18 protein-coding genes are annotated in these 20,878 nt (G+C 33.8%); 9 read left to right on the forward strand and 9 right to left on the reverse strand.

What is annotated here, in order from left to right; translation table 11 throughout:
- Positions 1–267 precede the first annotated feature (267 nt).
- Together AC9UEH_RS08895 and AC9UEH_RS08900 are read left to right on the forward strand one after the other, a co-directional pair.
- The gene (locus tag AC9UEH_RS08895) at positions 268–2,028 is read left to right on the forward strand and encodes an ABC transporter ATP-binding protein (RefSeq protein WP_509530903.1); all 1,761 of its coding nucleotides are present in this window, start codon (positions 268–270) and stop codon (positions 2,026–2,028) included.
- 61 nt (positions 2,029–2,089) lie between these two features.
- The gene (locus tag AC9UEH_RS08900; RefSeq protein WP_509530905.1) at positions 2,090–2,470 is read left to right on the forward strand and encodes a PUR family DNA/RNA-binding protein; all 381 of its coding nucleotides are present in this window, start codon (positions 2,090–2,092) and stop codon (positions 2,468–2,470) included.
- 43 nt (positions 2,471–2,513) lie between these two features.
- Here the strand turns inward: AC9UEH_RS08900 and AC9UEH_RS08905 are convergent, their stop codons facing one another.
- The 3 genes from AC9UEH_RS08905 to AC9UEH_RS08915 all read right to left on the reverse strand — a co-directional run bounded on the left by AC9UEH_RS08905 (position 2,514) and on the right by AC9UEH_RS08915 (position 5,274).
- Positions 2,514–2,885: a cytochrome c gene (locus tag AC9UEH_RS08905; protein ID WP_509530907.1), complete on the reverse strand. Its 372-nt coding sequence runs from the start codon at positions 2,883–2,885 to the stop codon at positions 2,514–2,516.
- Positions 2,886–2,976: 91 nt separating this feature from the next.
- Positions 2,977–3,909, reverse strand: a complete 933-nt coding sequence (locus AC9UEH_RS08910; protein ID WP_509530909.1) for a peptidylprolyl isomerase — start codon at positions 3,907–3,909, stop codon at positions 2,977–2,979.
- A 339-nt stretch (positions 3,910–4,248) separates the two neighbouring features.
- The gene (locus AC9UEH_RS08915) at positions 4,249–5,274 is read right to left on the reverse strand and encodes a threonine aldolase family protein (RefSeq protein WP_509530911.1); all 1,026 of its coding nucleotides are present in this window, start codon (positions 5,272–5,274) and stop codon (positions 4,249–4,251) included.
- Positions 5,275–5,364: 90 nt separating this feature from the next.
- Between AC9UEH_RS08915 and prfB the strand changes: the two genes are divergently transcribed.
- Together prfB and lpxD are read left to right on the forward strand one after the other, a co-directional pair.
- A protein-coding gene (prfB, locus tag AC9UEH_RS08920; RefSeq protein ID WP_509530913.1) for a peptide chain release factor 2 occupies positions 5,365–6,463 on the forward strand; the annotation gives its coding sequence in 2 pieces (ribosomal slippage) (positions 5,365–5,427 and positions 5,429–6,463; 1,098 coding nt in all).
- A 132-nt stretch (positions 6,464–6,595) separates the two neighbouring features.
- Positions 6,596–7,591 (forward strand): UDP-3-O-(3-hydroxymyristoyl)glucosamine N-acyltransferase, encoded by a 996-nt coding sequence (gene lpxD, locus AC9UEH_RS08925; protein WP_509530915.1) that lies wholly within the window; start codon positions 6,596–6,598, stop codon positions 7,589–7,591.
- 65 nt (positions 7,592–7,656) lie between these two features.
- Here lpxD and AC9UEH_RS08930 read toward each other — a convergent pair whose 3' ends face one another.
- The gene (locus tag AC9UEH_RS08930) at positions 7,657–8,988 is read right to left on the reverse strand and encodes an inorganic phosphate transporter (RefSeq protein WP_509530917.1); all 1,332 of its coding nucleotides are present in this window, start codon (positions 8,986–8,988) and stop codon (positions 7,657–7,659) included.
- A 29-nt stretch (positions 8,989–9,017) separates the two neighbouring features.
- Entirely contained in the window at positions 9,018–9,662 is a 645-nt protein-coding gene (locus AC9UEH_RS08935) for a DUF47 domain-containing protein (protein ID WP_509530919.1), read from the reverse strand.
- A 245-nt stretch (positions 9,663–9,907) separates the two neighbouring features.
- Between AC9UEH_RS08935 and AC9UEH_RS08940 the strand changes: the two genes are divergently transcribed.
- From AC9UEH_RS08940 to AC9UEH_RS08950, 3 genes are all read left to right on the forward strand, one after another.
- Positions 9,908–11,536, forward strand: coding sequence for an acyl-CoA carboxylase subunit beta (locus AC9UEH_RS08940; RefSeq protein WP_509530921.1), 1,629 nt, complete (start codon positions 9,908–9,910; stop codon positions 11,534–11,536).
- A gap of 69 nt (positions 11,537–11,605) precedes the next feature.
- Positions 11,606–13,216: a M1 family metallopeptidase gene (locus AC9UEH_RS08945; RefSeq protein WP_509530923.1), complete on the forward strand. Its 1,611-nt coding sequence runs from the start codon at positions 11,606–11,608 to the stop codon at positions 13,214–13,216.
- A gap of 71 nt (positions 13,217–13,287) precedes the next feature.
- Entirely contained in the window at positions 13,288–13,713 is a 426-nt protein-coding gene (locus tag AC9UEH_RS08950; RefSeq protein WP_509530925.1) for a DoxX family protein, read from the forward strand.
- Between the two features lie 327 nt (positions 13,714–14,040).
- On the opposite strand, the gene AC9UEH_RS08955 is transcribed toward AC9UEH_RS08950, so the two are convergent.
- The 3 genes from AC9UEH_RS08955 to AC9UEH_RS08965 all read right to left on the reverse strand — a co-directional run bounded on the left by AC9UEH_RS08955 (position 14,041) and on the right by AC9UEH_RS08965 (position 17,742).
- Entirely contained in the window at positions 14,041–16,293 is a 2,253-nt protein-coding gene (locus AC9UEH_RS08955) for a multicopper oxidase domain-containing protein (protein WP_509530927.1), read from the reverse strand.
- A 63-nt stretch (positions 16,294–16,356) separates the two neighbouring features.
- Positions 16,357–17,217, reverse strand: a complete 861-nt coding sequence (locus tag AC9UEH_RS08960) for a DUF3347 domain-containing protein (RefSeq protein ID WP_509530929.1) — start codon at positions 17,215–17,217, stop codon at positions 16,357–16,359.
- Positions 17,218–17,310: 93 nt separating this feature from the next.
- Positions 17,311–17,742 carry a hypothetical protein gene (locus tag AC9UEH_RS08965; RefSeq protein ID WP_509530931.1) on the reverse strand — a complete coding sequence of 144 codons (432 nt, stop codon included), beginning with the start codon at positions 17,740–17,742 and terminating at the stop codon, positions 17,311–17,313.
- Positions 17,743–18,226: 484 nt separating this feature from the next.
- Between AC9UEH_RS08965 and AC9UEH_RS08970 the strand changes: the two genes are divergently transcribed.
- On the forward strand, positions 18,227–19,096 hold the full coding sequence (locus AC9UEH_RS08970) for an NAD(P)-dependent alcohol dehydrogenase (RefSeq protein WP_509530933.1): 870 nt from the start codon (positions 18,227–18,229) through the stop codon (positions 19,094–19,096).
- Between the two features lie 20 nt (positions 19,097–19,116).
- A complete protein-coding gene (locus AC9UEH_RS08975; protein WP_509530935.1) occupies positions 19,117–19,938 on the forward strand; it encodes a CPBP family intramembrane glutamic endopeptidase in 822 nt (273 codons plus the stop codon).
- A 49-nt stretch (positions 19,939–19,987) separates the two neighbouring features.
- Here the strand turns inward: AC9UEH_RS08975 and AC9UEH_RS08980 are convergent, their stop codons facing one another.
- Positions 19,988–20,575 (reverse strand): Crp/Fnr family transcriptional regulator, encoded by a 588-nt coding sequence (locus AC9UEH_RS08980; protein ID WP_509530937.1) that lies wholly within the window; start codon positions 20,573–20,575, stop codon positions 19,988–19,990.
- Between the last annotated feature and the right edge of the window lie 303 nt (positions 20,576–20,878).

Raw genomic sequence — 20,878 nt, forward strand, 5'->3', positions numbered from 1 at the left:
TAATAACGAAATAAGAATAAGATTGACTAAAAATATTTATTTATTTGTATGGTTCGTATTCCATTCTAACAACTATAAAATTTTGTTTTATTCAATTTTTAAATGATTAAATAAAATAAAAGTTTAATTTATGATATAAAATTAATATTCTTCTTTTAAAAAATCTTACAGTAAAATTTACCTATTAAAACCTTACATTTGCAATTACGTTTTCTTAGCAATTAATTCCGATTTTAATATTTAAAATGTAACAATTATCTCCCAAAAATGAAAGAATTACAATATCTAAATAAATATTTTATAAAATATAAATTCCGTTTTTTAATAGGGATTTTAATAACTATTATAGCTCAAATATTTTCTTTATTTACTCCAAAATTAATTAGTAAATCATTTGAAGCAATAGAAAGATTCTCAAAAACGAATACTTCTGACATTTCAATAATCCGTAATGAACTTTTTCACAATGTTTTATTAGTAATAGCAACAACTCTTATTGCTGGATTCTTAACTTTTTTAATGCGTCAAACATTAATTGTAATGTCACGACTTATTGAATTTGATTTAAAAAATGAGGTGTTCAGACAATATGAAAATTTGTCTCAAAGTTTCTACAAACAAAACAGAACTGGCGATTTAATGAATCGAATCAGTGAGGATGTTGGAAAAGTCAGAATGTATGTGGGCCCTGCAGTAATGTATACAATTAATACTTTTATTCGTTTTACGATTGTAATCATATATATGTATAATGTTTCCCCAATCTTAACATTGTATACATTAATTCCCTTACCGATTTTATCGTATGCTATTTTCAGATTGAGCAAACAAATTAATAAAAGAAGTACCATTTTTCAGCAATATTTATCTAAAATATCAAGTTTTACACAAGAGATATTCTCAGGAATTAGAGTAATAAAAGCCTATTCCTTAGAAAACATACATCAAGAAAATCTCAATAATTTATCTTTAGAAAGTAAAGAAAAAAGTATGAATTTGGCAAAAGTTCAATCACTGTTTGGTCCTTTAATGCTAGCATTAATAGGCGTAAGTAATTTAATAGTAATTTATTTTGGAGGAATGTTATATATCAATGGAAGTGTCAAAAGCATTGGAATAATTGCTGAATTTATACTTTATGTGAATATGTTGACTTGGCCAGTAGCATCATTAGGTTGGATTTCTTCTATGATTCAAGAGGCCGAAGCTTCTCAAAAACGCATTAATGAATTTTTGAAAATTGTACCAGAAATCAGAAATAATTCAGAAAACCATTCTATTATTAAGGGAGAAATAACATTTAAAAACGTAACTTTTATTTATGACGACACCAATATTAAAGCACTAAATAATGTTTCATTTTCTGTAAAAAAAGGAGAAACATTAGCGATTTTAGGAAAAACAGGTTCGGGGAAATCGAGTATACTTACCTTAATTAGTCGTTTGTATGATGTTACGAATGGAACGATTTTAATTGATGGAATGCCAATTCAAGACGTTCATTTATTCGATTTAAGAAACAATATTGGAATTGTTCCACAAGATGCCTTTTTGTTTTCTGACACGATAAAAAATAATATCAAATTTGGAAAAGAAGATGCAACAGATGAACAGGTTGTTTTGGCAGCAAAAAATGCTGCAGTTCACGATAATATTATCAACTTCACCAAAAAGTATGAAACAGTTTTAGGCGAACGTGGAATCACACTTTCGGGCGGACAAAAACAAAGGGTTTCTATAGCAAGAGCATTAATAAAAAATCCAGAAATTTTATTGCTCGATGATTGTTTGTCCGCAGTTGATACAGAAACAGAAGAAACAATTTTGACTAATTTATTAGAATATTGCAAAAACAAAACCACCATAATAGTTAGTAATAGGGTTTCATCGGCTAAAAATGCAGATACTATAATAATTATTGAAGATGGCGAAATTATCCAACAAGGTTCTCATAATCAATTAGTAAACCAAGATGGTTATTACAAAGAATTATATCTGAAACAACTTTCTGAAAAAGATTTGTCATAAATGTTGTTTTTTAATCCTTTTTTTATCATTTTTGGGTTGTATTTAAACTTAAAAAACGGTTATGAGAGAAAATGATATGTTAGAAAAAGAGGAAATCTTTTCTAAAGTTTTGAGAGCAGGGAGAAGAACGTATTTCTTTGATGTGAGAGCTACAAAAGCCGACGATTATTATATTACAATTACTGAAAGTAAGAAATTTACAGAAGAAGACGGATCATTTCACTTCAAAAAACACAAAATTTATTTGTACAAAGAAGACTTTACAGCTTTTGCAGAAATTTTAGAAGATATGACTTCGTATGTATTAAATCACAAAGGAGAAGAAGTTATTTCTGAAAGACACCAAAAAGATTTCAAAAAAGAATTTCCGGCTGAAAAAACAGAAGATGTTGGATTACCAGATACATCTAGTTTTACTAATATTGATTTTGATGATATTTAATAAATATAAAAAAAATTAGAAATAGTTTCCGATTTTTTTTATATCAAAGTTGAGAATTGATGTAATCTTGAATACCGGCAATTTTAGAGTCATCTAACTTGGACTTTTTTTGCATTTTAAGCAAAATACTAGGCCATTCTTCTTTAGTAAATTCATTAGGTAAATACAATTTATGACATTTGCTGCAGCTGTTTTCATAAAGGTTTTTACTTTCATAAAGTTCTTTTGTTAACATAGCCATTTTGTTAGAAGAAGTTTTAGTTTCTGGTGCATCAGTATTTTCTGATGAAACAACTTCTTGAATTATTATGATATCTGTGCTAGCTTTAGTTTTTGAAGTATCGGAAATAACTGATTTCGAAGCACAAGAAAATAATAAGGAAAGGGAAGCTAGAAGTATAAGATTTGTTTTCATAATGTGTCTATTTATTAGTAAATATAAAAAAATCCCAATAATATTTTACTATTGGGATTAAAATTTAATCAAATATTTAGATTAAAAACTTCTATTTAACGTCCATTAATTCAACATCGAAAATTAAGACTGCATTAGGTGGAATTGCACCACCAGCACCACGACTTCCATATCCTAAATGTGCTGGAATAACGAAACGCGCTTTGTCTCCAACTTGTAATAAAGCAATTCCCTCGTCCCAACCCTCAATAACATTTCCTTGTCCTAAAGGAAATTCAATTGGTTTTTTACGAGGATAAGAACTGTCAAATACTTTCCCGTCCTCTAATTGACCTGTATAATGCACCGAAACAGTTTTTCCGTTTTCTGCTTTTTTACCATTTCCTCTTTGAATGAATTGGTATCGCAATCCGCTTTCTGTTTTTTCAAAACCAGCAGCCAATGACTCCATTTTAGCTTCTGCCTCATCTCTAATAGCTGCATCACGTTTGTTGCGAGCACCCTTAAAAGTAATAAAAGCTTCAATTGCATTCCATTTTTGAGCCTCTTCTCCTACTCTAATAATTTCTAAAGATTCTAAAACATCCCCTTGGGCAACAGCATCTACAATATCTTGTCCATCAACAACATGCCCAAAAACGGTGTGTTTATTATCCAACCAATCTGTTGGAATGTGCGTAATAAAAAACTGTGAACCATTACTTGCAGGTCCAGAATTAGCCATAGATAAAACACCAGGACGATTGTGTTTTAACGTTGGGTGGAACTCATCTTCAAAACTATAACCTGGCCCGCCTGTTCCGATTCCTTGTGGACATCCACCTTGTATCATAAAATCTGGAATTACTCTATGAAATTTTAATCCGTCATAGTATTTATTTCCTTGTGACTTTACTTTATTTTCTAAGTTTCCTTCTGCCAATCCTACGAAGTTTCCAACTGTACCTGGAGTTAAATCGTGTGTTAATTTTACTAAAATAGCGCCTTTTGTGGTGATAAATTTAGCGTATATACCATTTTCCATTTTATTGTTCTTTAATTTGATGCAAATTTACAAAATAAAATAGATTAATTATCAATTTGATAGTTTGTAGATTCGTAAAATTTTAGTTTTTTTTATCTTAAACATTCGAAAGTTTAAAAAATAAAAATAACCTGTAAATTTATTATTTTGTGGATAAAAAAAGAACTATTTTATATAAAACCATGACGGTAAAACCAAAAAAATCTCTAAAAAATAGATTTAATTAAATCTCTTACTATTTTTAAATTATTTAAATTTTTATTTATTTATTTGTAAATACATTATATAAATGATGTTAAACTTGAATTATTTGTATTGATTGTAATACTTATCATATTATTAAAAAACCAACTTTTCTAAAGTTTCTAGTACATAACTGTGCATTACTTCGCGATAATCTAAGTGGGTAACGATTCGTAGTTTTCCATGTCCCATTGAACTTATTGAAATTCCTTTTTGTTTTAGTTTTTCCATCAACATGTTTTCATCTACTGAAGGCAGTACCGAAAATATCAAAATATTGGTTTCTACAGGTTCAACTTTGGCAACCCAAGGTAATTTTTGAAGTACGTTTCCCAATTCTTTTGCACGTCGGTGGTCTTCAGATAAGCGTTCGATATTGTTGTCTAAAGCATATAATCCCGCAGCTGCTATATAGCCAACTTGACGCATACCGCCACCAAGTATCTTTCTGATTCTTAGTGCTCTGTGTATGGTAGCCTTGTCGGATAATAGAAGTGAGCCAATTGGTGCACCCAACCCTTTTGATAAGCAAACGGAAATGGTATGAAATACTGCTCCGTAATCTTTTGGATTGTCATTGGTGGCAACCAAAGCATTCCAAATACGCGCGCCATCCAAATGAAATTTCAAGTTATTGGTATCGCAAACTTGGCGTATTTTTCGGAATTCTTCAAAGTCATAACAAGCTCCTCCCCCTTTGTTGGTGGTATTTTCAACACATACCAAACTCGTTAGCGGACTGTGATAAAACTCAGGATTATTAATAGCTCCGGCGACTTGATCGGCGGTAATCATTCCTTGATTACCATCTACCAAACAACAAGAAACACCGCTGTTAAAGGAAGCACCGCCACCCTCATAATTGTAAACGTGCGCCCATTTATCAGCGATTAATTGTTCGCCTGGTTGCGTGTGCAGTTTAATTGCTGTTTGATTTGCCATTGTTCCAGAAGGGAAAAACAGGGCTGCTTCCATTCCGAAAAAATCGGCAACTTTAGCTTCTAATTCAATGACTGTTGGGTCTTGTTTGTAAACATCATCACCAACTTCTGCTTGAAACATAAAACGTAACATTTCCTGAGTAGGTTTTGTAACGGTATCGCTAACTAAATTAATTTCCATATTGATTTTTATATTTGAAATACAGACAAATTTCGACTTGTCTCTTCGTGAAAAATTTCTTATTTTTGCTTTACAAAATTAATATAATTTATGACAACTACCGAACAAATTAAAGGTATTGTAGAGCGCCTTGGTGCGTTGAGGAGGTATCTTTGACGTTGATACCAAATTAATTGAAATTACAAACGAAGAAGAAAAGACGTTAGCCCCCGAGTTTTGGAACAATCCAAAGGAAGCTGAACTTTATATTAAGATTCTTCGTTCCAAGAAAAAATGGGTAGAAGATTATGATAAAGCCTGCGAAATGGCAGAAGAATTGCAATTGGCTTACGAATTTTATAAAGAAGGAGAACTTACCTCCGAGGAATTGGACGAACAATATCAGGAAACTAATTCCTATATTGAAGCCATCGAATTCAAAAATATGCTTTCTGACGAAGGAGATTCTTTGAGTGCCGTACTTCAAATTACCTCAGGTGCTGGAGGTACAGAAAGTTGCGATTGGGCAGAAATGCTGATGCGAATGTACATGATGTGGGGCGAAAAATACGGTTATAAAATCAAAGAATTGAACTTTCAAAAAGGCGAAGCTGCGGGAATAAAAACCGTAACACTTGAGTTTGAAGGAGATTATTCTTTTGGCTATTTAAAAGGGGAAAATGGAGTGCATCGATTGGTGCGAATTTCTCCATTTGACAGCAATGCCAAGCGACACACCTCGTTTGCCTCAGTATATGTGTATCCGCTAGTTGATGATAGTATTGAAATAGATATTAATCCTGCCGATATTGAAATTACTACTTCCCGTTCTAGCGGTGCTGGTGGACAAAATGTAAATAAGGTGGAAACCAAAGTCCAATTGGTTCACAAACCTACCGGAATTCAGATACAATGTTCGGAAACAAGATCCCAACAAGACAACAGACAACGGGCGATGCAAATGTTACGCTCTCAATTGTACGAAATTGAATTAAAGAAGAAACAGGCACAACGAGCAGATATTGAAGCTGGAAAAATGAAAATCGAATGGGGTTCGCAAATTCGAAATTATGTAATGCAACCTTATAAATTAGTAAAAGACGTTCGCACAGGCTATGAAACTAGCGATGTAGACGGTGTAATGAATGGTGAAATTGATGCGTTTTTGAAAGCATTTTTGATGATGATGGGACAGAAGGAGGAAAAATAGACTAGTTAGATTTAAGACTTCTTAGATTTTGTCGAAACTTTAAACTTTAAACTGTTTTATTTTTTTATTTCACTTGCAAATGTTATGTAAAATGCCGTATTTTGATATTAATACCAAATCCAAATTATATAAATGACCTACACACTCGAACAAATAAATGAAGTACTAAAAGGAGAAATTGTTGGAAAAACTTCCCAATTAATTACAGCTCCCGAGCAATTAGAACGGGCAAGTACTTCCGAAATTTCTTTTATTGGACATAAAAAATACGAGAAACTTTGGTCAATTTCAAAGGCCTGTGTTGCTGTAGTAAATGAAAATATTTCTATAGAACCCGGCGAAAACAGAGCTTTCATTAAAGTGAAAAATGCTGATTTAGCAATGTCGCAAGTATTGGAATTGTACGCACCTCCTACTCCATTCTTTTCTATATACATTCATCCTTCGGCTATCATAGATTCTTCGGTTACTATTGGCGCTGGGACTCGTATTGGCGCTGGAAGTTATATCGGACCTAATGTAGTTCTTGGTGAAAATGTTACTATTTACCCAAATGTTACTATTCTTGACGAATGCACCATTGGTAAAAACACAGTGATTTGGCCTAACGCAGTGGTTCGGGAACGTTGTCATTTAGGAACGGATTGTATAGTTCATCCCAATGCTACTATTGGAGCAGATGGTTTCGGATTCCGTCCTTGTCCCGACAGTGGCTTAGTTAAAATTCCACAAATTGGGAATGTAATCATTGGAAATTGGGTCGAAATTGGTGCTAACACTTGCGTGGATAGAGGAAAATTCAGTTCAACTGTTTTGGGTGATGGTTGCAAAATTGATAATTTAGTACAAATTGGACACAACAGCATCTTAGGGAAATTCTGTATTATGGCAGGAAATTCAGGATTAGCAGGTTCAGTTACTTTAGGAAATGGCGTAGTCATTGGCGGGAGCGCTTCTATAAAAGACCACACAACTATTGGTGATGGAGCTATTGTTGGTGCAGGTTCTGGCGTTACAGGAGATATTGAAGCTGGAAAAATTATGTTGGGTTATCCTGCAGTTGAAGCACGAGATGCATTGAAACAATGGGCAATTTTGAAACGATTGGTTCGTGATTCAAGTAAATAACACGTATTTAAATAGCATAAAAAAACCATCTTAGTAAGATGGTTTTTTATATGATAACTGTTTTATTATAAAAACAAACTCAAAATACTATACATTAACGCGGCTAAAATCCCTGATATTGGAATCGTTAACACCCAAGCCCAAATTAAGTTTACGGTTACACCCCAACGAACAGCTGAAATTCTTTTGGTAATTCCAACACCAATAATTGAACCTGTAATAGTGTGTGTTGTAGAAACTGGAATTTTAAAATGTTCTGTCATAAACAAAGTCAATGCACCTGCGGACTCAGCAACAACGCCTTCAAAAGCGGTTACTTTCGTGATTTTAGAACCCATTGTTTTCACAATTTTCCATCCACCACTTAACGTTCCAAGCGCAATTACAGTATAACAAGTCAGTGGAATCCATGCTGGTATTGAACCGTCAATTTTAATTCCATCTTTTTCTGAAGGTAATATTACATTTAAGTCAAACCAACCCGTTGACATATTTACATGTGGATTTGTTTTGATATAAACAGCAACTGCGGCAGCTATTATACCCATAACTTTTTGAGAATCATTACCACCATGACCTAAACTAAAAGCTGCGGAAGATATCAATTGCATTTTCTTTAGAATAGCTTCTGCTTTAGCGGTAGAAAAACTACTGAAAAACAGATTGAAAATGGCTAAACTGAAAAATACAAATCCAACTAATAACCATTTAATATTAGCCGGAAATGCGATTATTGATAAGAATTTACTTTGAAAACGAGCATCTTTAGCGTCTATTTCAAATTTCAAAACAGAATTTAAAAACCAAATTACCAAAATCATAATAAACACCGTAACTAATTTAGGAAGAACTTTCTTTTTTGAAGAATAAATCATCCACAAAGAGATAAAATAGGAAATAATCATTCCTATTAATGGTGCGAAAATGATAAAGATAATGACCATCATCACTCCAGAAGGCAATAATTCTCCTTCTTTTGCAGCTTTAAGCCAGTTTACAATTTTAAAACCTGCATGTTCCGGATCAGTAACATCTCTAAATCCGTGGGCAATTGCAGCACCTGCAAAACCACCTATTAAGGTGTGCGACGAAGAAGATGGAATCCCTTTCCACCAGGTAATTAAATTCCAAATAATAGCTGCAATTAATCCTGAAAGTATCACCGTTAGGTTTATACTACTTGTATTAGCAGTTTTCGCAACCGTATCAGCTACACCAAAACCAAAAACCCAATAGGCTAAAAAGTTGAAAAATGCTGCCCAAACAACTGCTTGAAAAGGAGTTAATACTTTTGTTGCTACAATTGTAGCGATAGAATTGGCTGCATCGTGAAAACCATTTATATAATCAAATAGTAATGCTAATACAATAATAAGGAGTAGTAGGTTGAATTCCATAATTATAATTCAGAATAAATCTGAGGTTTTTAAGAATGTTTTACAGCAATCGATTCAAGAATACTTGCCGCATTTTTACATTTATCGGTAGCCGATTCTAATACTGATAAAACTTCTTTATATTTAATTATATTTTTCGCATCTGTTTCATTTTCAAACAATTCAGCTACTGCTTTATCATAAACATTATCGGATTTATTTTCCAATTTATTGATTTTTGCACATGCGTCAATAATGTTTTTAACATTTTTGAAATTTCTCAATTCTCTAACAGCAACATCAATATTTTGACAAGCCTCAAGATTGATTTCTGTTAATTTTCTTATAGATTTTGTAATCTTATCAACTTGATATAATTTCATTCTATTTGCTGCTCCATGAAGATTACCCGCAACATTATCTATTGCAGTAATCAAAGAAAATATATCTTCTCTGTCAAATGGTGTTATAAAATTTTTGCTTACTTCTAAATTTGTTTTTCGCGTAATATCTTCAATTTTTTGTTCCAAATCAGCTATTTTTTGGAAAATAACGTCCCGTTCTTTCAAAGGTAGGTTAACTGCTTCATGCAATTCTGACGCTATTAAAATCAAATTTTTAGACGCTTCTTCGAACAATGGGAAAAATTTTTTATCTTTAGGGATCAAAAACTGGAAAATACTATTAGCGTTCATAATTTGTTGGTTTTAAAAAAGCAAAGTTATTTGTTTAATGTTAACTTAATGTTACCAAATTATCATTTACAAGTTAACTAACCTAAACGCCCAATCCGTTTTTTTAACAAAAATCAATCAAAAATATACTTTTTTACCAAATTAACCATATACAATCTATTTTAACACTCAAAATAAATGATATGTCAATTTATATCATTGCTTTTTGTATTTTAGCACCATTATAGTACAATTTTATTCATTATATGGACATCAATTTCAACAAAAACGAAGATCACAATAAATTATTAATTTCTAATTTAAAGCAAAAATTTGCCAAAGTTAAAGTTGGTGGTGGTGAAAAACGCATTGAAAAATTGCATAACGAAGGCAAAATGACCGCTCGCGAACGCATTGATTTTTTACTTGATGCTAAAGCAAATAGTATAGAAATTGGCGCTTTTGTTGGAGAAGGAATGTATGCCGAACACGGGGGCTGTCCCTCTGGCGGTGTGGTTGTGAAAATTGGATATATAAAAGGAAAACAGTGCATTGTTGTTGCCAATGATGCGACTGTAAAAGCAGGTGCTTGGTTTCCAATTACTGCCAAAAAGAACTTGAGAGCTCAGGAACTAGCTATGGAAAATCGATTACCAATCATTTATTTGGTCGATTCCGCAGGTGTTTATTTGCCTTTGCAAGATGAAATTTTCCCGGATAAAGAACATTTTGGACGCATTTTTAGAAACAATGCTCAAATGAGTAGCATGGGAATTACCCAAATTGCTGCTATAATGGGAAGTTGTGTTGCAGGTGGTGCCTATCTTCCGATTATGAGTGACGAAGCGATGATTGTTGATAAAACAGGAAGTATTTTCTTAGCAGGAAGTTATTTGGTGAAAGCCGCAATTGGAGAAAGCATTGATAACGAAACACTTGGCGGAGCAACAACACATTGTGAAATTTCAGGAGTAACCGATTATAAAGCTAAAGACGATAAAGACGCCTTAGACAGAATCAAGAATATCTTTTCTAAAATTGGTGATTATGACAAAGCGGGTTTCAACAGAGAAAAATCTCAAAAACCAGCATTTGACGAAAAAGAAATTTACGGGATTTTGCCAAAAGCAAGAAACGAGCAATATGATATGATGGAAATTATCAATCGATTGGTTGATAATTCTGAATTTGACACGTATAAAGATGGTTACGGGCAAACAATAATTACAGGTTATGCCAGAATAGACGGTTGGGCGGTTGGAATTGTAGCCAATCAACGTAAAGTAGTGAAAACTAAAGGCGGTGAAATGCAATTTGGTGGCGTTATCTATTCTGATTCTGCCGACAAAGCCACACGTTTTATAGCCAATTGCAATCAAAAGAAAATCCCATTGGTTTTCATTCAAGATGTCACGGGATTTATGGTAGGTTCCAAATCAGAACACGGAGGAATTATTAAAGATGGTGCAAAAATGGTTAATGCAGTTTCGAATTCTATAGTTCCAAAATTTACGGTTATTGTTGGAAATTCTTATGGCGCAGGAAATTATGCCATGTGTGGAAAAGCCTACGATCCAAGACTTATATTTGCTTGGCCAAGTGCCGAATTAGCGGTTATGGGTGGAACGCAAGCTGCAAAAGTATTGGCGCAAATTGAAACTTCTTCGCTCAAAGCAAAAGGAGAAGTGGTAGATGAAGCAAAAGAAAAAGAATTATTTGACAAAATAAAAGCACGTTATGACGAACAAGTTTCCCCGTATTATGCGGCTTCCCGACTTTGGACAGATGCTATTATCGACCCTTTAGATACCAGAACTTGGATTTCTATGGGAATTGAAGCTGCCAACCATTCGCCAATCGAAAAGAAATTTAATTTAGGCGTTATTCAGGTTTAAATTACAGAACACAGATTTCACAAATTTTCACAGATTAATTATAAAATTCAAATTAGTAACAATAGCTTTATGAAATCAAAATTGCATTTTTTATTACTGTTCATAGTAACTTCGCAACTTTCCGCACAAGAAAAAACCACAAGAAAAGATACTTTAAAAGGAGGTTTGCGTTTTGAACGCACTTGTTTTGATGTTTTGCGTTACGATTTGAATGTAAAAATCAATCCTGACGAAAAATCAATTGTGGGTTTCAATGAAATTAGGTTTAAAGTCCTTTTAAACACTACAAAAATTCAATTGGATTTATTTGAAAACATGCAAATTGACAGCATTGTTTTGAATTCTAAAAAACTAGATTACAAAAGGGAATTTGACGCTGTTTTTGTGAATTTTGATGTGCCACTTTCCAAAAATTCGGAACAAAAAATTCGATTTTATTATTCAGGAAAACCATTGATAGCGAGACACGCCCCATGGGATGGTGGTTTTGTATTCAAAAAAGATGCTAATAATAAGGACTTTATTGGAGTTGCAGTTCAAGGAACGGGAGCGAGTTTGTGGTTTCCTTGCAAAGATTCTCAATCCGATGAACCTGATTTTGGGGCAACTATAAAAGTGGCAGTTCCAAACGGATTAATGAATGTTTCCAATGGGCGATTACTAGGCAGTCAAGATTTGAAAAACGGTTACACCCGTTGGGATTGGGAAGTGAAAAACCCAATTAACAGTTATGATATTACTGTTAATATTGGCGATTACATTCATTTTGGAGAAAAATACAAAGGATTGGATTTAGATTTTTATGCTTTACGAGAAAACGAAGCCAAAGCAAAAATCCAATTTGAGGAAGTAAAACCGATGATGGATTGTTTCCAAAGTAAGTTTGGCGACTATCCATTCAAAGAAGACGGTTACAAATTAGTTGAAACTTCTTATTTAGGGATGGAACATCAAAGTGCTGTAGCTTACGGAAATAAGTATGGAAAAGGATATTTAGGAAATGATTTATCTGGAACAGGAATTGGGTTGTTATTCGACTTTATTATCATTCACGAAAGTGGTCACGAATGGTTTGGAAACAGCATCACCTCGAAAGATATTGCCGATATGTGGATTCATGAAGGATTTACGTGCTACTCAGAATCGGTGTATTTGGAATGTCAATACGGACTTGAAAAAGCGCAAATTTACATCAACGGATTGAAGAAAAATATTAGAAATGACGCACCAATTATCGGTCTATACGGAGTAAACAAAGAAGGTTCTAGTGATATGTATTATAAAGGAGCTTTGATGTTAAACACCATTCGACACATTATCAATAACGACGAAAAGTGGTGGAAAATCATATTAGATTATTCCAATACCTTTAAACATAAAATAATTGATACTGAAACCGTTATTGCTTATTTTAATGAGCAAAGTGGTATGGATTTAACGCCTGTTTTCAACCAATATTTACGATTTGCTACTATTCCAACATTGGACTTGAAAATTGAAAATAACTTTTTGTCTTATCGTTGGAAAGCGTTTGAGCCCAATTTTACTATGCCAATTGACATCTTAATTCAAGGAAAGAAAACCCGAATTCAACCTACAAGAACTTGGACAAAATCGAAATTAAGTGTTAAATCACTTTCAGAAATTGAAATACTTAAAAATGATTTCCTTGTAGATTAAAAAAATAGTGCCTTAAAATGAAAAGTAAACTAATTATCAGTATCTTAGATTGAATTTTAAAATCAATTATTATGGATACTACAGTAAAAGGTTGGAACAAATGGGCGAACAAAAACACTCATTTTTCATTGGATGCTTTACGGATTACACTTGGTGTATTTCTGATTTTTAAGGGGATTTCTTTTATTACAAACAGTAGAAGTTTTGAAGATTTAATTGCCCCGGTAAGCAATTTTATGGGCGGAATGCTCACTTTTCATTACATTGCGGCAGCCCACATTATGGGCGGAATTATGCTTGTTTTTGGACTGTTAACACGATGGTGTATAATCGCACAACTTCCCATTTTATTGGGCGCTGTTGCAATTAATTTCTTTGGTGTAATGAATTATCAAAACCTTTCGTTATCGCTCGTTACACTTGTAATTTCGGTTTTCTTCTTATTTTATGGTAGTGGAAAAAATTCAGCGGATTATTATTTTAAAATGGAAAAATAAGCCCTGCTAAGTTCAACATAGATTTCAATAAAATGCTTGTTCAAATCTATGTTTAATTTAGAATTCAAAGCCTTTGACCTTTCGTTAAAGGCTTTTTTATTTGGGCATGCCCCTTCGTAAAACTTCGGGTCAGGTCCGTTCGCAGCAATCTCTGTTTCACTTTGTTTCATAGAGGATTTCCGCTGCCACCCTTCATGCGAACTCCGATTTCAGATTTTATATTTCCGAAAAACCAAATCAACGAATAACCGAATTAACCCTTAGAAATCTGAATTTAGCCTTTGATTTGTATATCTAAATTTATTTCAGATGCTATTTTTCGTTTTTTTAATAATTCAAATTTACTCCAAAACCTAAACCCATATCACTATCGTAATGTGTAGTAATCCCAAAATTTCGTTTGATTATATAGCGAAACCCTGCCATATATTCTTTGTCGGTATTCCACATTAAATTCATTCGGAATCGTTTGGAAACTGGAATGTCTTTTCGTTCTAATTTGAATCGAAATTTTCCATCTGAAAAAACTTCGGCTTGTGCTTTGATGAGCATTGGCAAAGTATATTCTAAACCTGCACTAAAAAGCGAACGAACATTTTTTGTGTTTTCTTGTCCAAAAAGATTTGTTTCCATTTCGCTAACTTCCATTTTTCGGTATCGCCAATCGAAACCTATAAAGGGCATAATCCATTGCATTTTTCCAATATATCTACCAATGTGTGTTTCTGTTTCGTAACCATGATGATCATTGTAACCCAAACGCCATTCTGTTCCAATACTCCAACGAGTGCTTTGATACATTGCTTCGCCATCGTTTCCGTTGGTTGCAAAATCATTTTCTCCCATAAAATGAAATCTTCTATCGTCAGCAAAAAGTTTGCGTTGTGCGAGTTTTGGGTTGGGTATTTCGGGATTTGGTGCTTGGTTTTCATAAGTAAAAACTCTACCCATTCCGCTCATCATATGGTAAAGAATATGACAATGAAAAAACCAATCGCCTTCAACATTAGCGTTAAATTCTAAAACATCGGTTTCCATTGGCATAATGTCGATGATGTTTTTGAGTGGTGCGTAATCGCCTTGCCCGTTTATAATTCTAAAATCATGACCGTGCAAGTGCATTGGGTGTCGCATCATTGAACCGTTGTGAATTGTGATGCGTACATTTTCGCCTTTTCTGATTAAGATTTTGTCGGTTTCGGAAACCACTTTATTGTTTAAACTCCAAACATAGCGGTTCATATTTCCTGTAAGTTCAAATTTCAATTCTCTTATTGGTGCGTCTTTTGGAAGATTTGTTTTGGTTGGCGATTTCAGCATTGCGTAATTTAAAGTTACAATATCTGAAAGTTTGTTACTGTTATAGTCGTCTTCGGTCATTTTCATACCGCCCATTTTGTCGCTATTGCTTTTTGCTTTGCCTGTGATTTCGGGATACATAACTACGTTCATATCCATTTGATTGTAGGACATATTCATTCCCATATCGTCTAAATCTCCATTCATTTTCATCATATCGTTCATCATCTTCATACCGTCAAAATATTTTAATTTTGGCAGGCTAGAAGTCAGTTGTTTGATCCCATCCCCTAAATATAAAGAAGCAGATTTTGTTCGGTCTTCAGAAGTTGCCAGAAATTCGTAAGCGGTTTTATCGGCTGGAATAGTTACAATAATATCATAGGTTTCGGAAACTGCAACGATTAACCTATCGACTTCAACAGGTTCAACATCGTTACCATCATTGGCAACAACGGTTATTTTCCCGCCTGCATACGTAAGCCAAAAGTAGGTTGATGCGCCACCATTTGAAATTCTTAATCGCACTTTATCACCCACTTTGAACTGTGAAAGTTGGCTTTCGTTTTTACCATTGATAAGAAACTTGTTATAATAAACGTCGCTCACGTCCATTGCGTTCATTCTTTTCCATTCGTTGGTTACTTTGGTTTTGAAATGACCACTTTTTATGGCTTCGGCATAACTTTGTGTTGTGCCTTTTTGAATTGCAAACCAATCGGAAGCGTTATGCAACATTCGGTGAACGTTTTCTGGTTTCATATCTGTCCATTCGCTCAAAACAATTGGAATGGTCGGTAAATCGTCAATTCCTTTTCTGAAAGTGGGGTCGTCTGCTCTTTTGTTCATTACAAAATTGCCATACATTCCTATTTGTTCCTGAAGTTCAGTGTGGCTGTGATACCAGTGTGTTCCGTGTTGGATAATTGGGAATTTATATAAATGTGTTGTATGGGGCTTTATCGGCATTTGGGTGAGGTTTGGCACACCGTCGTATTGATTTGGCAAGAATAAACCGTGCCAATGCAAAGAAGTGTCCTCATTTAACTCATTGTGCACATAGATTTCTGCAACATCGCCTTCGGTAAAAGTTAGCGTTGGCATTGGGATTTGTCCGTTTACTGCGATTGCGTGTTTGGGTTTGTCGCCAAAAGTTACGATGGTATCACGAACATACAAATCGTAGCGAACGATTTTTTGAGCGAACACAGATTGAGCAAGAAACAATACAATTATAGCGGTAGGCAAAAACTGTAAGTTTTTTATTTTTTTATTTTTCATTTTGGTAGTTTCAATTAATGGAATAAAAAAGGCGAAGACTTTTTTGGCTTCGCCAATTTAACTTTATTTGATTGTTTCTACAGTTTTCCCACAACTTAACATCATTGCACCGAAATAAGGGTTTTTGATTGTATTCTCTTTGCTTAACCAATCGGCACCTTTTCCCTCGTTTGCCATTGGGCAATGTTGAAAATAAGTTGGCGTATCTTGTTTAGAAACTTTGATTAACTCATAAATACTTTTTGATAGCGTTGCGAAATGGTCTCTTTGATGTCCCGCATCCTTTGTGTCTGCAATATGTTCAGCATCTTCTTTAAGGCTTATAACAACTTTCATCCACGCCACATGCTCGTCCATTTTTAGCGTTTCCATTTTGATAGCATTAATAGCTGAAAGCAATGCCGTAGCTTTTGCCGAGGCTAGGTTTCCGTCTGTTTTTACTAACGCATCTTTTATTGCAAAATAATTGTCGAAAAGTGTTTTTAGTTGGTTTTCTGTACCTTTAACACTATTGTTCATGTCCATTTCTGAATGTTCTGATTTATCCGTTCCTAATACGGCACTAACTTTTACTGGAAGTTTTGCTTCTCTGTCGTATTGACAACAACCTGGTAATTTAGAATAGGTGTCTTCTGGAGCAAGAAATTTGTCGCTATCGTGACCTGCTAATGCAATGCGTTTTAAAATTTCATCTTGATTGGTTTTTGTACTATCATAAGTTATAGTAGCCATTTTGGTATCTACATTCCAATCTACTTTGGCAATTTTCTTGATAGTACCTGCTTTTTCAATTCTTTCTTTGCACATTCCGCAATTTCCATAAATTTTAACAATTTCGGTTTTTGCATTTTGAATTTGTGCTTCACACGCTGTGAATGATAACAATATTGTAATTGCTACCAATATTTTTGATATTAGTTTCATTGGTATAAAAATTTAATTTTTGTTTAATAAATAATTATGATAGTAGAGTATTTGCTATCGACTTGACGGTTTTGTGGCTGTCAAAGTTTGTAATTATTTTATTTTAGGCGGAAGCCAAACGGAAGCAAAGCCCGAAGAAATAAAGATTTCTGAATGATGAAATTTTGATTTTTCCTCTGAAAAATCAAAACTATCATTTTTAAATTCAATTTCGTAGAATGAAATTAAACTAAAGTTAGTTGTTGAAGTTGTGCAGTTTGAATGTCCGCATTTTCCGCCACAACTATTGTTTTTGTCTTTTGAATGTTTGCCGCTGCAACAGTCTTTCTTTTCTGTTTTAGAGGAGTTTTCTTTTTTGCAACACGATTTTTCGGTTTTAGTTCCACATGCATAACTACTAGTTGGCGACAAAAAGTAGCCAAGCGTTAGCATTATAATTAGTGTGTGCAACCATTTTTTCATTTGCCAAAGATAAGGTGTAATTCTAAAATAGTATGTTAATTTTTTCTCAAGATTTTTCAACATTCTTAGAATATCAAAGGCATCAGTAACGTGTTGCCAATTAGCGTTATGGGTAAGGGATTATATGCTCAAAAGTGACGGAAAACAAAACACGAAAAACTATCTTGAAATTATTCAAAAAAAAAAAACGAGGACGCTAAATCCTCTTCAATACACTATCAAAACTTTACAATAACTCCATAGTTTGGTGGAAATGCAATCGGTTCCTGCCTGTCCGCATGGCGGATTCAACACGAGTTCATTGTTCGTGCTGCGCACACAACGAAACTATAGCTGTTGGTGGTTCGTTGTTTTTCTATCGGTCTTAAAGTAGTGTTTTATTTCTTAACCAAAGTCAACGAAATTAGAAAATGGGTCACATACCTTTGTACTTTGAAATAATTAACAAAAGTAAAAAATGAAAGCAGCAGTTTACACACAATATGGTCCACCAGATGTTTTTCAAGTCAAACAGGTAGAAAAGCCTACGCCTAAAAAAAATGAGATTTTGCTGAGAATTAAAGCCACAGCAGTCAATTCAGGCGATTGGCGATTACGCAAGGCTGACCCTTTTGCGGTCAGATTTATTTTCGGTTTAATAAAACCCAAAATTAATATTCTGGGAACTGTTTTTTCAGGTGAAGTTGAAAGTGTCGGTGAAGATGTGAAAAATTTCAAAGTTGGTGACTCTGTCTTTGGTCATACAGATATGAGCTTTGGTGCCTATGCGGAATACAAATGTCTGCCTGAAAATGGGTCAGTAGCATTAAAACCAGCGACTATTTCTCACAAGGAAGCAGCAGTCATACCTTTTGGTGGAGTTACAGCATTACATTTTATAAAAAAGGCAAAGATAAAACCAGGGCAAAAAGTGCTTGTAATAGGAGCTTCAGGTTCAGTAGGAAGTGCTGCCGTTCAATTGGCAAAGTCATTTGGAGCTAATGTGGCGGGTGTGTGTAGCTCTGCAAATATTGCTTTAGTAAAATCTATCGGAGCAGACAAAGTAATTGATTACACAAAGGAGGATTTTACTCAAAGTGGCGAAACTTATGATGTGATTTTTGATGCTGTGAAAGCAATATCTGTTTCACGAAGTTTAAAGTCACTAAATAAAAATGGAATAATGATTCTTAGTGCTGCTGGTATGTCGGAAATGCTTATAGGTTTGTGGATTTCTATGTCAAGCAACAAAAAGGTAATCACAGGTGTAATTAGCCATAAAGCAGCAGACATAATATTTCTAAAGGAACTTATTGAAGCCGATATTTTGAAGCCAGTAATTGATAGAACTTATTCATTAGAACAAATTGCCGAAGCACACGCTTATGTTGAGAAAGGACATAAAAGAGGAAATGTTGCAATAGAAATTGAAAATTAATAAAATAAAATATAAACGCAATGGAAGTATTTTTAAATTCAGAAAGAAAAATCAAAAATATCTGGTGGGTAGTGCTATTTTTTTTGATGCTATTCTGCTTACTATTTCCACTGATTATTTTAGCAGACCGATTTTCTTTTGAGATAACAATGGTTCATCAGATTGTATTGATTTCAGTGGCTTCAATTATATGTCAACTGTTGAGGCGTAAACCAATAAGTGAATTAACAGGCAATATCAATCTGGTTTGGCTTAAAGAATTATTTGTCGGGCTATTTATTGGTGCTGCACTTATGATTTTACCTGTTTTGCTTTTAACTATTATTGGTTACATCCATTGGCAGGTAAATGTTTTTTCTTTTTCAACTGTTTTATACGGTCTTTCAATATTTCTGTTTGTTGCCATTGCCGAGGAGCTATTGTTCAGAGGATTTATGTTTCAACGTCTAATTCAGGCTCTTGGAAAATGGCCCGCTCAATTAATTGTAGCCGCACTCTTTTTATTAACCCATATAAATAATCCAGGAATGAATGGAACTGTAAAAATACTGGCATCGATGAATATATTTATTGCTTCTATTCTGTTTGGCATTGCTTTTATTAAAACCAATAATTTAGCAATGCCTTTGGGATTGCATTTTATGGCAAATTTTATGCAGGGAACTATTCTTGGATTTGGTGTTAGTGGAGACAAAGAGCCGAGTTTATTAAAACCTGTATTTGATAATGCTCCTATTTGGCTTAGTGGTGGCGATTTTGGAATAGAAGCGAGCCTTGGAGGAATGTTTTTTGTAGTCCTTATTACCATTTCACTTTATTGTTGGTATCCCCCAAAAAAGTAAATATAGTCAGCCATTAGGCTTCAATTTATTTAAAGACAGAAGACATTTTTTATGGTTTAGAATTATTTTTAGAAATCCGTTTTCTTATTCTGCTTAATGATTCGGGTTTTACGCCAACATAACTTGCAATTTGGTATTGGGGTATTTTTTTAAATAAATCGGGTCTTGATTTTAATAATTTTAAATACCGTTGTTCAGCTGTGTCTGTAGTGTATGAAGACATAATATCTTGTTGCGCTGCAAATACTTGTTCCATTACTTTTCGTGAAATGGTTTCAAATTTTGGAAATCTTTTGTAGAGGCTATCTGCTTTTTCACTATTGCCAACTACCAAAGCACTATCCATACAGCAATCTAAAAAATGATTTGATGGGGCATTCTGAATAAAACTATTCATAGAAATTACCCATTGTTCCTCTGTAAAAAAATTATTTGTTTTTTCATTACCGTCAACTAAATAAAATTGTCGGACACAACCTTCTAAAACGAAGTAAACTTCTTTAGAAGTTTGTCCCTCATTAAGTAAAACTGTTCCCTTTTTATAATGCTTTACGCTCATTGTTTCAACTATAGCTCTAATCTCTTCGTTTGAAAGAGGCATAATTCTTTGAAAATATTTAAGGAGTTTGTCTTCCATAATTTTTGTGTTTTTGGTTTTGCTGTGTCGTCCTTTACTATGCCCTATAAAGTTTTCGGGCTTGGCGAAGGTGGCGATTTTCAGCACAAATGTTTATGCGGAGAACCCTGCTACCGCAAAAATCCATTCGTTTGGTTGTAGTTAACACTCTTTATTGTTTTGTTTCGTTTCATTTATTTCAAAAGTATAAAATAGGTATTTAAACTATTTTATTTTTTCTATTTACCACGCGAAAGGAATCGAGCGGCCAATGTCATTAAGTTAAGGATTTTTCACAAGCTATCTTTTTGATTTTTAGTTACT

Origin of the sequence: Flavobacterium sp., from assembly GCF_040402835.1 — a bacterium.
GTDB lineage: Bacteria > Bacteroidota > Bacteroidia > Flavobacteriales > Flavobacteriaceae > Flavobacterium.